This window comes from Proteus sp. CA142267 (genome assembly GCF_003336825.1).
Lineage (GTDB): Bacteria > Pseudomonadota > Gammaproteobacteria > Enterobacterales > Enterobacteriaceae > Proteus > Proteus terrae.
In genome coordinates this window covers 125,731-139,589 of the sequence record NZ_QPMG01000010.1, presented here as the reverse complement: position 1 = coordinate 139,589, position 13,859 = coordinate 125,731, and the positions used below count along the sequence as shown (strand labels likewise).

Sequence of the window (13,859 nt, the reverse complement as noted above, 5' to 3'; positions counted from 1 at the left end):
CTCCTTACGCTGCGATGACTAAAAGCAAGATGACCAGCGCTGCGACAACGTATAGACAATAGAGTCTGAAATCCCCGCCTTGTAGGCATTGGATACGTTTTGCAAAACGTTGGATACCACGAACCAGAGGATAAATAATGCGTTCATCCCAGAATGGTTCGACCTTTTCAGCACCGAGCTGTGTTTTATTAAAACTACGAGACAGCAATGGAGATGGATCAAGTTGTTTACGCATACGATAAAGTGGTGCAAACATGCTACGTAATGCTTGAGTAAAGCCACCTGCTGACACTGCCATATCTTTTTCCCACACATAACCACACGCCCAAGGATTACCTTTACGACGAAACGCTGGTTGATTGCCTTTTAGGCCGAGGTAAATCAGGAATGGGATAAGCGGTAGAGCAATTAATAAAACAAATGTTAATGCTGGAGAGAACATGGCTTGCGATGCAGTATCAGGAACAAGCATTGAGCCTTGAGCTACCGTTAATGCGCTGGTTTCGCTAAGCGACATTGCAATATTGGCAATGATTGGTGCAACAAAAGCTGCCCCCACACCTAACACAACACAGAAAAGCGCTAATAAACCCATCGCAATCGTCATTGGTAGTGGTACTTCTTTTGCTTTTGTTGCTTGCTCACTACGAGGGCCACCACAGAAGCTAACCCCATAAACTTTCACGAAACACATTGCCGCTAATGCCCCTGTAATTGCCAACATAATAATGGCAATAGGACCACTTAAGCGCATCACAAAGTTACCTTCGTGACTCATCGTGAATAGAGACTGATAGGTATACCATTCACTCACAAAACCATTTAATGGAGGTAATGCAGAAATTGCCATACAACCAATTAAGAATGCCGTTGCAGTGTAAGGCATCAGTTTGGCTAACCCACCCATCTTATCCATATCACGAGTGTGAATTTGGTTAATAATGGCGCCAGCACCAAGGAATAATAATCCTTTGAACACCGCATGGTTCAATAAGTGATATAAAGCACCTAGCAGACCAAGTGCAGCAATAACAGGATGGTCCGTTGCCATTCCTACCATACCAACACCCACGCCCATTAAGATGATGCCGATATTTTCAACGGTATGCCATGCAAGTAAACGTTTTAAATCGTGCTCTGCTAATGCGTACATAACACCCAGTACAGAAGAAACTGCACCGAATGCGAGGACAACAATTCCCCACCACATTTCAGTTGCACCTAATAAATCGATACCAACTTTGATTATCCCAAAGATACCAATTTTAACCATGACACCTGACATTAATGCCGATGCATGTGAAGGTGCTGCGGGGTGAGCTTTGGGTAACCAACTGTGTAAAGGCAACATACCGGCTTTGGCACCAAAACCAAAGAAACCCAGTAAAAACACCACAGAGGCCATTGCAGGAGAAAGAGAGAGTTGACGGAATGAATCAAAATCAAGGCTACCACTTTCACGCCACATCAAGAAGAAGGCAATCATGATTAACACGGAGCCTGCGTGAGCGATAAAGAAGTAAAGTAGACCTGCGTGAATAGATTCGTCATCTTGGTCAGCAATAACTAAGAACCAAGAAGCCAGTGACATCATTTCGAATAGGATAATAAAATAGAATGCGTTATCCATCACGACTAAGCCAACCATTGAAGCAATAAACAGATTCATAAAAAATCCCATGCTCCAAGCGCCACGTCCTTTATATTCTTGTACATAAGCAAGAGAATAAAGTGCACACACGCTGACCAGTAATGAAATGACGAACACCATAAAGGCGCCTAACATATCCATACGCACCACGAAGGCGGCAAAATCGAAAGGGCCTGCAGCGGTAAAAGTCGCGATTTCACCACCAAAAATAACCGGTAATGCACTTAAAATACCTAAGACACCACCAATGATTGCGCTGATCCCTGAAATAAGGATTGCCAACCCTTCCTGTTTTTTTAAAAACAGTGCAATAACGCCACCAACAACATACAGGATGACTGACCACAGCAGTAACTGAAGAGGTTCCATATTACTTCCGCTCCTGTGTCAAAGTAGATAAATCGTCAAGACTGGTAATGGGTTCCATCACTGAGCCTAAGCGACGCGTTTTCATCTGCTCTTCAAGTTTGTCTTCTTCAACTAAATGCAATGCATCGGTTGGACATACGTTGACACAAGCAGGGCCTTCATCTGAGAAAGCACATAAATCGCATTTCACTGCGATTGCGCGGACACCCACATTCCAAGCAAGGAATGGGTTGGTTGTTGGAAGGCTTGCTGGCACATCAGCCAACATTTCTTCAGGCACAAAGTGTTCAAAAACAGCCGGTAAGTTAACGGGTTTGCTGCCTGATGGTGTAATTGCACCAAAAGGACAAACCAGACCACACAACTTGCAGCCAATACACAGGCTCTCATTAAGAAAGATCATATTATCTTCATGAGTGATGGCATTGACTGGGCACACGCGAGCACAAGGAGCATCCTCACAGTGCCGACAAAGCATCGGTGCTGTCTGATCCTCCACTTTTACCACTGTAAGACGCGGATGCGCCTGTAAACCCACAGCTTGGTGAACTTCTGAACAAGCTGCCATACAGGTATTACACCCTATGCATCGTTGTGGCTCTGCAATTACAAAGCGATTCATTCGCCACATCCTCCGAGAAAAACGTTTAACAGCATTACTGTCGTCAATTTTTCTTTAGATGAAGCATATTTCATGCCAAGAGAGGATTTAATTTATTTACGATAAAAATCATTAAGATAGAAATAAAAGAAGGAACTAAGAATGACGTGTCGACAATAATGACGTTGACACCTAACCAGAGTGTAAAAAATGAAATGAGACAGATAAAATAGATTTATTCTGTTTAATTGGCTTAATCGGCGTTATTACTTCAACATCATAATATTTGATAGAGTTTTATTCAGTATTAACCATTATTTTATTTCATAGTTAAAAATATTAACTTTTAATGATTATATTCAACTTGATAGTAATCTAGTTAACGATTTAATTATTATTAAACTATAAATAATTGATAATAGAAAGGAGATAAGAAAAATGAAATTTTATTTAAATAGCTATAAAGCTATAAAGCTATAAAGCTATAAATAAGTTAATATTTATTTTCAGATAAAATAAAAGAAGAAAAAACAAAAGAGATATATCAAAGTAAATGTCTATATTGAAAGGGTTTCCCTAGTACAAATAAAATATAAAATAAAGATCAATAATATTACAGGATTAATGTTTTTATCTATACTCTTCAATATCTCTTAAAGGAAAGTCAAAATAACTTAAATAAATATTGCTGTGGATTATCTTTACCAAAACAACCTACACACTCATTCTAAGAAAATGGTTATTTTTTACCAATTCCAATATTGAATATGGCATTCTATTTAGGCATCAGAAATAATGAAGGGTTAAATAAATCAGAAACAAAATAATAACACAAAAAATTAAATAATGCAGTAATACAAATCAATCAAATTTTTAGAAAGAAAATGCTGTCTATTAATCAATATTTATAAATTAAAATAAAAAAATACCGCAGATATTTAACATTATCTGCGGTAATTATTTATTGTGCTTAACGTTACACTCAGTAAAATAACCTATGCGATTACTTTACGCGCGATACGTATTCACCAGAACGAGTATCAACTTTGATAACTTCACCGATTTGTACAAACAGTGGAACTTTAACAACAGCACCAGTGCTTAATGTTGCTGGTTTACCACCTGTACCTGCGGTGTCACCTTTCAGGCCTGGATCAGTATCAACGATTTCTAATTCAACAAAGTTTGGTGGAACAACAGCGATAGGACGACCATCCCACAGTGTTACGATACACTCAGCTTGGTCGATCAGCCATTTAGCGTTTTCGCCAACGGCTTTCTCATCTGCTGCTAATTGTTCGAAAGTTTCGTTGTTCATGAAATGCCAGAACTCACCGTCGTTGTACAGGTAAGTTAAGTTGATATCCATGACATCAGCACCATCTGCTGAATCAGTAGATTTAAATGTTTTTTCCAGTAATTTGTTAGAGATCAGTTTACGCAGACGCACACGAGCAAATGCCTGACCTTTACCTGGTTTAACAAATTCACATTCAGTAATGACGGCTGGCTCGCCATCTAACATGATTTTAAGACCTGAACGAAAATCGTTGGTATTATAAGAAGCCATGAATATCCTCTAACTTTTTTAATTTAAAATGGCATAGCCAAAAAATGGCACACATTGTAACTCATAATCACCCCACCAGAGAAGTCTGGTTAACACAACTCGCGCAGGCAATCAGTGATCCTGTTGAATTACTCCAACTTTTAGCGTTGGAACATCACGCTGATCTCCAAAAAGGGGCTCAGGCGCGACGGCTTTTTCCGCTACGGGTTCCCCGTGAATTCGTTGCACGCATGAAAAAAGGCGATCCTAATGATCCATTACTTTTACAAGTATTAACTGCAAATGCTGAATTTACCATAACACCGGGATTTTCTACGGATCCATTAGATGAGCAACAAAATGCGGTGCCAGGTTTATTACATAAATATCAGAATCGTGCATTGCTTCTGGTCAAAGGTGGTTGCGCTGTCAATTGTCGCTACTGTTTTCGTCGTCATTTTCCTTACGAAGACAACAAAGGAAACAAAGCGAATTGGCAAAAAGCAATTGAGTATATCAAAAATAACTCAAAACTCGATGAAATCATCTTTTCTGGGGGAGATCCCCTTATGGCGAAAGATGATGAGCTTGATTGGTTGATAACACAATTAGAGGCTATTCCTCACCTTAAGCGCTTACGCATTCACTCTCGCTTACCTGTGGTTATCCCTGCACGTATTACTGACACGCTATGTAAACGCCTGAAACAATCACGTTTGCAAAATATCATGGTATTGCATACCAATCACGCCAATGAGATTGATGATGCATTGAGAGAAGCCTGTGCAAAGCTAAAAAATGCCAATGTCACTTTATTAAATCAAGGTGTGTTATTACGCGGTGTCAATGACAGTGCTGAAGTCCTTGCGGATTTAAGTCGTGCACTATTTGATGCAGGTGTTATGCCGTATTACTTACACGTTCTAGATAAAGTACAAGGTGCTGCTCACTTTATGGTGCCAGATAGTGAAGCGAGAGAAATTATGAAAGCACTGATGAGCTTAGTTTCAGGTTATATGGTACCCAAACTCACGCGTGAAATCGGCGGTGAACCAAGTAAAACTTTGTTAGATCTTGGGTTACGCCAGCAATAATAAATATCACAAAAACAAAAAAGCTGTAGCTCAGTTCAAACAGATGAAGTGACTACAGCTTTTTATCTATTAGCAGACTAATAAATAGTGAATAAATTAAATGCCCTTACTGGCATTTATAAACTTGTCCACTCATTTTGCTATCTAATGGTGCAAAGCTATCAACAAAGCTACCTGCGCCAGTACCAACGTTAAAAATAACGTTACCACCCATTGCGGCTGCTTTATTACGTAGATCGTTAGCAGCACCTCGCAGTGATTGGCTTTCAGTACGGGAACCTGATAACCAGTTATTTTGAACACCTGTCACTGTTCCTAATAATTGGCATTCACTGCCTGGCTGCGTATCAGTGATTTGTACCTGTGAGCCCGCAGTGCTTAATGTGTTTGTTGCAGAACAGCCTGCTAGTAACAACGCTGCAGCAGCTCCCAATAACAATTTAATTCGCATGATCCCCTCATTTATTTGAGTGTCCGTTTAGTCACGACAACAATATACCTTGTCATCCCTATTATGCGCAAAAATAAATCATCATTACTATCTCACATTAGCCAATAGCCTTAAGATATTATTTTCGCTTCAAACTTATTTTAACGTACAAATTCGGCTTTGAGATAGACAAAGCAACAATGCCCCTATTCTACACCGCTTTTATGCTTTTAAAACGATCTGGCTTATTTTCGGTCTATACAGTGCGAGAATGAACACACAATTAGTTAATTTTTTTAAAATCTTCAGACAACAAACCGCTATCTGAAGATAATATTGGCCAAATTAACTCAAATGATGATTCAACGCTTCTTCTTTTAAATCTAATTCATGGCGTAAACGATGAAAAATATGCTCGCTAATATGACGTGATTTACGTAACTGCTGTAATGTATCACGCTCTATTTTTAACGCACTGCGCGACAACTGGCGTTCCATGCTAAACAAGCGTTTCAGATCAAGTGCGCCTTCTTGCACACTGTCTTCACTATCAAGACGACGACTGTAGATTTCTAATAAATGCGAACCAGCTTCATTGCGTAGTGACATCTCATCAAGATCTTCACAAGGCTGGTTCATTAACTCATTAATATGCGCAATCGCCGCTTCGTTTAACGCCAGACGTGTACGAATTTCATCATTCTCATAAGGTAAATCTTCTGATAGCCCTTTGGTTAAAATCGGCAATGCAATAGTTGCAATTAATAATGAACAAAGAATAACACCCATAGCAATAAAGATAGCGAGATCACGGGTTGGGAAAGGTGAACCATCTGTCATTAATAAAGGAAGGGTTAAGATACCTGCTAGTGTAATTGCACCTCGTACTCCTGCAGTTGCCATAATGGCCATTAAACGCAGATCATGGCGAGATAAACGTTTATCAGGAGAGCGGAATACTGTCAGTGACATAGAGATCCACACCCATGTAAAACGCAATACGGCAAGCCCTATTGTAATAACGATGATGTAACCTACCACCGCCCAAGGATTAGCCGCACCTGCTGATTGCGTCACTTCAGGTAACACCTTCCACATCGCAGGAAGTTGTTCACCTAATAAAATAAAAATCATCCCATTAAGTGCAACTTGAACAGTATCCCAAACCGCTTTACTTTGCATACGTGTAGCAGCTTGCATACGACCCACAATTTTTTCGTAGTGCATTGCAATACCAGCAACAACTGCGGCTAAGATCCCCGATACATGGAAATGCTCAGCCAATAAATAAGCAATAAATGGCATCAATAAGCTTATCAAGATTTGGATAGCCGGATCTTCGCCAGTACGTTTAACTAAAAACTGATTTAATCGACCAATCACGCCAGCCACAATCAAACCAATTGCCGCACCACCTAAAGCCACTAATAAAAATTGCCCTGTTGCTGATGCAATAGAGAAAGAGCCAGTTAATGCAGCCACAACAGCAAAGCTAAAGCAGACTAAACCTGTCGCGTCATTAAGCAATGATTCGCCTTCTAAAATATGCGTCATACGCGAAGGAAGTGGCGAATTTACGGTCATAGCCGAAACAGAAACAGGATCGGTTGGTGACAAAATTGCTGCTAATGCAAAAGCGATAGCAAGCGAAATTGAAGGAATAAGCCAATGAATAAAAAAGCCCATACCAATCACTGTTACTACGACTAAACCAATTGCCAGCGACATAATCGGTTTAATTTCTTGGAATAACGCCTCTTTGGGAATACGCCAACCATCTAAAAAGAGCAATGGAGGAATAAACAGGAATAAGAAAAGATGCGGATCAAAATCAACTTCAAAGCCAAAGATAGATAAACAGGCTCCGACAGCAATTTGGATCAATGGCAAAGGAATTTTTTCTGACAGCAATCGTGAGATAAATACACTCACAATCACGGCAAAAAGAAAGATAAGTACGATGGCGACGACAGACATGGTGAACACCCCAATTTATTTAATTATTTTTTAAGCGGTGCAGTAAAAACGATCTGTTGTCTAGTTGTAAAGAAATAAGTTGTTTCTAATTATATAAAAAATAAATTATCTGATAATTCTGAAATAAAACGGCATAAAAAAACCCGAGCCTAAGCTCGGGTTCTTCATGTAAAACAGTTAGCTGATGAATTACATCATGCCGCCCATTCCACCCATGCCGCCCATACCACCAGCGCCACCTAAATCCATTTTGTCGTCTTTAGGTAAATCTGTGATCATCGCTTCTGTTGTGATCATCAGACCTGCGATAGATGCAGCAAATTGCAGTGCAGAACGAGTAACTTTAGTTGGATCTAAGATACCCATATCAATCATATCACCGTAAGCATCAGTTGCAGCGTTATAACCGTAGTTACCTTCACCCGCTTTCACGTTGTTTACAACAACAGATGGTTCTTCACCTGCGTTAGCAACGATTTGGCGCATTGGAGATTCCATTGCACGTAATGCAACGCGGATACCTACTGTTTGTTCTTCGTTATCACCAACCATCTCACGCAGAGCGTTAGCAACACGAACCAGAGCAGTACCACCACCAGCAACAACGCCTTCTTCAACTGCTGCGCGAGTTGCATGCAGAGCATCGTCAACACGAGCACGTTTTTCTTTCATTTCAACTTCAGTTGCTGCACCTACTTTAATTACTGCAACACCGCCAGCTAATTTAGCAACGCGTTCTTGTAATTTTTCACGGTCATAATCTGAAGTTGCATCTTCGATTTGTTGACGGATTTGAGATACACGGCCGCTGATTGCGTCTTGATCACCTAAACCATCAATAATCGTTGTTGTATCTTTGTTGATAACAACGCGTTTTGCTTGACCTAAGTCTTCTAATGTCGCTTTTTCTAACTCCATGCCGATTTCTTCAGAAATCACAGCACCGTTAGTTAATGTTGCAATATCTTGCAGCATTGCTTTACGACGATCACCAAAGCCAGGTGCTTTAACAGCAGCAACTTTAACGATACCACGCATGTTGTTCACAACTAATGTTGCTAGTGCTTCACCTTCAACATCTTCTGCAATGATAAGCAGAGGTTTGTTAGCTTTAGCAACACCTTCTAATACAGGCAGTAATTCACGGATATTAGAAACTTTTTTGTCAACTAACAGAATGAATGGGTTTTCTAATTCTGCTGTGCCCGTTTCTGGTTTGTTGATGAAGTAAGGAGACAGATAACCGCGGTCAAACTGCATACCTTCAACAACGTCTAGCTCATCTTCTAAGCCAGTACCTTCTTCAACGGTGATAACACCTTCTTTACCAACTTTATCCATCGCTTGTGCGATCAGAGTACCGACGGTTTCATCAGAGTTAGCAGAAATTGTACCAACCTGAGCAATCGCCTTAGTATCTGAACATGGAACAGACAGTTTTTTCAGTTCTTCGACTGCTGCAATAACGGCTTTATCGATACCGCGTTTCAGATCCATTGGGTTCATGCCAGCAGCAACTGCTTTTAAGCCTTCGGCAATGATTGATTGTGCTAATACTGTTGCAGTTGTAGTACCGTCACCTGCCGCATCATTGGCTTTAGAAGCAACTTCTTTCACCATCTGTGCACCCATGTTCTCGAATTTATCTTCGAGTTCAATTTCACGAGCAACAGATACACCATCTTTAGTAATAACAGGTGCGCCGAAAGATTTATCTAAAACAACGTTACGACCTTTAGGGCCTAAAGTTACTTTAACTGCATCTGCAAGAACATTAACACCACGTAACATTTTATTACGAGCATCTACACCGAATTTGACGTCTTTAGCTGCCATCGTATATTTCCTTTGAATTCGTTCAGTTTAAGAAGATCTTAAAAGAGAAAAATTATTCTTCTACAATTGCTAAAATGTCGCTTTCAGACATGATAAGCACGTCTTCGTTATCAATTTTTTCTGTTTTAACGCCATAACCGTCGTTAAAAATTACGATATCGCCAACTTTAACATCCAGCGGTTTAACGTCGCCGTTTTCCATAATACGGCCTTGACCTACGGCTAAAATTTCGCCACGAGTAGATTTACCCGCTGCTGTGCCAGTCAGTACGATACCGCCTGCTGATTTAGCTTCGACTTCTTTACGTTTAACAATAACACGGTCATGTAATGGACGAATCTTCATTAATAGTGCTCCTATAAAAAAGTCCATATCAGGATTAAGGTTGATACCAGTGCCCAAGATGAACCAGTACCATGACGATACAGGTGGGGGCATCCGATAAAACTTCAAGGGGAGAAGTGTGATTTTTTTTCAAATTTTCCCCATTTCAGTTGATTATGCTTTGGGCTAATTATTTTTTGTCAGGAAAATGGTCGTTATCCTGATTTTCAGCCTTATTATTCAGCTGGTTACTCGGTGAATCCTCTTTACGCTGAAATTCGCCTTCGAATGTTGTTCCATTCTGATTAGAAGAAAATCCACTTTGACCATGGCTTGCTGAATAAACTCGAATTCGAGAGATCAGTTTCGTCACTAATAGCGCTTGCAATGGTGGTAATAACAACAGCAAGCCCAAGAAATCCGTAAAGAAGCCCGGGATCAACAATAAAATACCCGCCAGTATCAACGAAACGCTTTTCACCATTTCTGCTGCGGGGACTTCACCTACTGCGAGTTTTTGTTGCATTGAAGCAATATTTTTTACGCCCTGATTTTTTACCAGTGAGACACCAACACAAGAAGTTAGCACCACAAGGAATAGTGTTGTAAGAACGCCAATAGAAGATGCCACATTGACGAAAATAACAGCTTCTACATAGATAAGAAGGCAGATAACAATTAATGGGAGCCAACGCACTTGGTTCTCCTTTTTATAAAAAAAGATTCATATTATTAATAGAAAGGAGTGTGAACTACATCTAAGGTGATGGTTTACGAACTCGCTTTTTCTTAGTTTATCTACATAATAATGGGGAGCCTAACACTCCTTTTCAAGGGGCGTTAAAAAGAGAAGTAGAACTGTAAAATCCATGAGATAGATCACAAAAAGAAAATATTTAGACGTTATTTACTTATAAAGTGATCCAGCTTAAAGGTATTTGTTCACAACCCGAATATGATCATGTCAGTACCAAGCAAAACGGTAAGTTATATTACATTATTAACCGTTAACGATATATTTTATTAACAAGCGCATAACTAGACAGTTAAAATTTTAATAAGAAGGTTCTCATGTCAAATAAAACTCGTATCGAAGAAGACCTGTTAGGTAAAAGAGAAGTTCCTGCTGATGCTTACTATGGCGTCCATACTTTACGTGCAATTGAAAACTTCTACATCAGTGATCGTACCATCAATGATGTTCCAGAATTCATCCGCGGTATGGTAATGGTGAAAAAAGCTGCTGCATTAGCAAACAAAGAACTTCACACTATTCCTCGTGAAATCGCTGATACGATTATCAAAGCCTGTGACGTAGTATTAGAAACAGGTAAACACATGGATCAATTCCCAGTTGATGTATTCCAAGGCGGTGCTGGTACTTCATTAAATATGAATACCAATGAAGTTATCGCAAACATCGGTCTGGAATTAATGGGCCATCAAAAAGGTGAATACCAATACTTAAACCCAAATGACCACGTCAATAAGAGCCAATCAACAAACGACGCTTATCCTTGTGGTTTCCGTGTAGCGGTTTATAACTCTGTTATCAAATTAACTGAATCTATCGAACTGCTGAAAGCAGGTTTTGATAGAAAAGCGGTTGAGTTCAAAGACATCCTGAAAATGGGTCGTACTCAATTACAAGATGCTGTACCAATGACTTTAGGTCAAGAATTCCACGCTTTCTCTGTACTGATGAAAGAAGAAATCAAGAACCTGAAACGCACTGCTGAGTTACTGTTAGAAATGAACTTAGGTGCAACAGCTATCGGTACTGGTCTGAATACAGCACCGGGTTACCAAAAACTGTCTGTTGAAAAACTAGCAGAAGTAACTGGTTTAGCTTGTGTTCCAGCAGAAGACTTAATTGAAGCAACTTCTGACTGTGGTGCTTATGTAATGGTTCACGGCGCATTAAAACGCTTAGCTGTGAAAATGTCTAAAATCTGTAATGACTTACGTTTACTGTCCTCTGGTCCTCGTGCAGGTCTGAAAGAAATCAATCTTCCAGAACTACAAGCAGGCTCTTCAATCATGCCAGCTAAAGTAAACCCAGTAATTCCAGAAGTTGTTAACCAAGCTTGCTTTAAAGTTATCGGTAATGACACATGTGTAACAATGGCTGCTGAAGCAGGTCAATTACAATTAAACGTAATGGAACCAGCTATCGGTCAAGCAATGTTCGAATCAATCTCTCTGTTAAGCAACGCTTGCCGTAACTTAGTAGAAAAATGTGTTGATGGTATCACTGCGAATAAAGAAATCTGTGAACACTTCGTATTTAACTCAATCGGTATCGTTACTTATCTGAACCCATTCATTGGTCACCATAACGGCGACATCGTTGGTAAGATTTGTGCTGAAACAGGTAAGAGTGTACGTGAAGTTGTTCTAGAACGCGGTTTATTAACCGAAGAACAACTGGATGATATCTTCTCTGTTGAGAACTTAAAAAACCCGGCTTACAAAGCAAAACGCTTCGATGATTAATAATTGTGTTTTATAACATGACACTGTTAAACATAAGAATGAGCTCTTAAAAATACAAGGCACGGACTCTTTAAGAGACGTGCCTTTTTACTTGATTGTAAAAACAAAAATTTAACTTATCTTTCTCATTTTTTTAATTATCTCAAGGAGTAAACGCTATGTTAGCCGTAGAATTGATTATCGTTCTGCTGGCCATTTTCCTCGGTGCGAGACTTGGGGGAATTGGTATCGGGTTTGCCGGTGGTTTAGGGGTTTTGGTTTTAGCTGCTATCGGTGTTAAACCTGGTTCAATCCCTTTTGATGTTATCTCCATCATTATGGCTGTTATTGCCGCAATCTCTGCGATGCAGGTTGCTGGTGGTTTGGATTACCTTGTTGGCCAAACTGAAAAACTGTTAAGACGTAATCCAAAATACATCACAATTCTTGCGCCAATTGTGACTTATTTCTTAACTCTATTTGCAGGTACAGGGAACATCTCTTTAGCAACACTGCCAGTTATCGCAGAAGTTGCAAAAGAACAAGGCATCAAACCTTGCCGTCCTTTATCAACAGGTGTTGTTGCAGCTCAAATCGGTATTACTGCATCTCCAATCTCTGCTGCTGTTGTTTACATGGCCTCTGTCATGGAAAACCCAGCAATGGTCGGTGAAGGTAATACAGTAAGCTACATCACTTTGCTATCTATCTTATTACCAGCAACTTTCCTTGCAATCATTCTGATGTCCTTCATCATCTCTTGGGTATTTAACTCAAAACTATCAGATGATGCGGTTTATCGTGAACGTTTAGAACAAGGTCTGGTTGAATTACGTGGTAGCCAAGAACGTAGAGAAACATTACCAGGTGCTAAATCATCTGTAATGCTGTTCTTATTGGGTGTTATCGGCGTTGTAACTTATGCTGTTATCAACAGCCCAAGTTTAGGTATCGTGAAAGAGCCGTTAATGAATACCACTAACGCCATTCTTATCATCATGCTGAGTGTTGCAACCCTTATCACTATCTTCTGTAAAGTGAAAACGGATACTATCCTCAACTCAAGTACTTTTAAAGCAGGTATGAGTGCATGTATCTGTATTCTGGGTGTTGCATGGTTAGGTGATACTTTCGTTTCAAGTAACATTGATTGGATCAAACTGACTGCAGGTGATTTAATCACTGGCCATCCTTGGTTATTAGCGGTTATCTTCTTCTTCTGTTCTGCACTGTTATATTCACAAGCAGCAACAGCAAAAGCATTGATGCCAATGGCTTTAGCTCTAGGTGTAACTCCATTAACTGCAATAGCTTCTTTCTCTGCGGTTTCTGGTCTGTTCATCCTGCCAACTTACCCAACACTGGTTGCGGCAGTTCAAATGGATGACACAGGTACAACTCGTATCGGTAAATTAGTCTTCAACCACCCATTCTTTATCCCAGGTACTATTGGTGTGGTATTAGCTGTCGGATTTGGTTTCCTCTTCGGCGGTATGATCCTGTAGTTTGAAGTAAAAAATTAAAACATTGCAAAAAAGCGCCTAGCGCTGAC

General features: G+C 39.9%; 11 protein-coding genes. 3 read left to right on the top strand and 8 right to left on the bottom strand.

Annotated elements, in window-relative coordinates; translation table 11 throughout:
- Positions 1–4 precede the first annotated feature (4 nt).
- From hyfB to efp, 3 genes are all read right to left on the bottom strand, one after another.
- Entirely contained in the window at positions 5–2,020 is a 2,016-nt protein-coding gene (gene hyfB / locus C0T34_RS15440) for a hydrogenase 4 subunit B (RefSeq protein ID WP_109850425.1), read from the bottom strand.
- A 1-nt stretch (position 2,021) separates the two neighbouring features.
- Positions 2,022–2,642 (bottom strand): 4Fe-4S dicluster domain-containing protein, encoded by a 621-nt coding sequence (locus C0T34_RS15435; protein ID WP_075673437.1) that lies wholly within the window; start codon positions 2,640–2,642, stop codon positions 2,022–2,024.
- 982 nt (positions 2,643–3,624) lie between these two features.
- Entirely contained in the window at positions 3,625–4,191 is a 567-nt protein-coding gene (gene efp / locus C0T34_RS15430) for an elongation factor P (RefSeq protein WP_088494539.1), read from the bottom strand.
- Positions 4,192–4,235: 44 nt separating this feature from the next.
- Between efp and epmB the strand changes: the two genes are divergently transcribed.
- Positions 4,236–5,264 (top strand): EF-P beta-lysylation protein EpmB, encoded by a 1,029-nt coding sequence (gene epmB, locus C0T34_RS15425; protein ID WP_098941864.1) that lies wholly within the window; start codon positions 4,236–4,238, stop codon positions 5,262–5,264.
- 106 nt (positions 5,265–5,370) lie between these two features.
- Here epmB and C0T34_RS15420 read toward each other — a convergent pair whose 3' ends face one another.
- From C0T34_RS15420 to C0T34_RS15400, 5 genes are all read right to left on the bottom strand, one after another.
- A complete protein-coding gene (locus C0T34_RS15420) occupies positions 5,371–5,715 on the bottom strand; it encodes a DUF4156 domain-containing protein (RefSeq protein WP_023582946.1) in 345 nt (114 codons plus the stop codon).
- A 324-nt stretch (positions 5,716–6,039) separates the two neighbouring features.
- A complete protein-coding gene (locus C0T34_RS15415) occupies positions 6,040–7,671 on the bottom strand; it encodes a Na+/H+ antiporter (RefSeq protein ID WP_098941863.1) in 1,632 nt (543 codons plus the stop codon).
- 189 nt (positions 7,672–7,860) lie between these two features.
- Positions 7,861–9,507, bottom strand: a complete 1,647-nt coding sequence (gene groL, locus C0T34_RS15410; RefSeq protein WP_098941862.1) for a chaperonin GroEL — start codon at positions 9,505–9,507, stop codon at positions 7,861–7,863.
- Between the two features lie 52 nt (positions 9,508–9,559).
- The gene (locus C0T34_RS15405) at positions 9,560–9,853 is read right to left on the bottom strand and encodes a co-chaperone GroES (protein WP_036914050.1); all 294 of its coding nucleotides are present in this window, start codon (positions 9,851–9,853) and stop codon (positions 9,560–9,562) included.
- 169 nt (positions 9,854–10,022) lie between these two features.
- Positions 10,023–10,529: an FxsA family protein gene (locus tag C0T34_RS15400; RefSeq protein ID WP_098941861.1), complete on the bottom strand. Its 507-nt coding sequence runs from the start codon at positions 10,527–10,529 to the stop codon at positions 10,023–10,025.
- A 374-nt stretch (positions 10,530–10,903) separates the two neighbouring features.
- On the opposite strand from C0T34_RS15400, the gene aspA reads away from it, so the two are divergent.
- Together aspA and C0T34_RS15390 are read left to right on the top strand one after the other, a co-directional pair.
- Positions 10,904–12,328, top strand: coding sequence for an aspartate ammonia-lyase (gene aspA, locus C0T34_RS15395; protein WP_072069056.1), 1,425 nt, complete (start codon positions 10,904–10,906; stop codon positions 12,326–12,328).
- A 158-nt stretch (positions 12,329–12,486) separates the two neighbouring features.
- Complete coding sequence (locus C0T34_RS15390; protein ID WP_109394971.1) at positions 12,487–13,812, top strand: anaerobic C4-dicarboxylate transporter; 1,326 nt, start codon at positions 12,487–12,489, stop codon at positions 13,810–13,812.
- Positions 13,813–13,859: the final 47 nt, after the last annotated feature.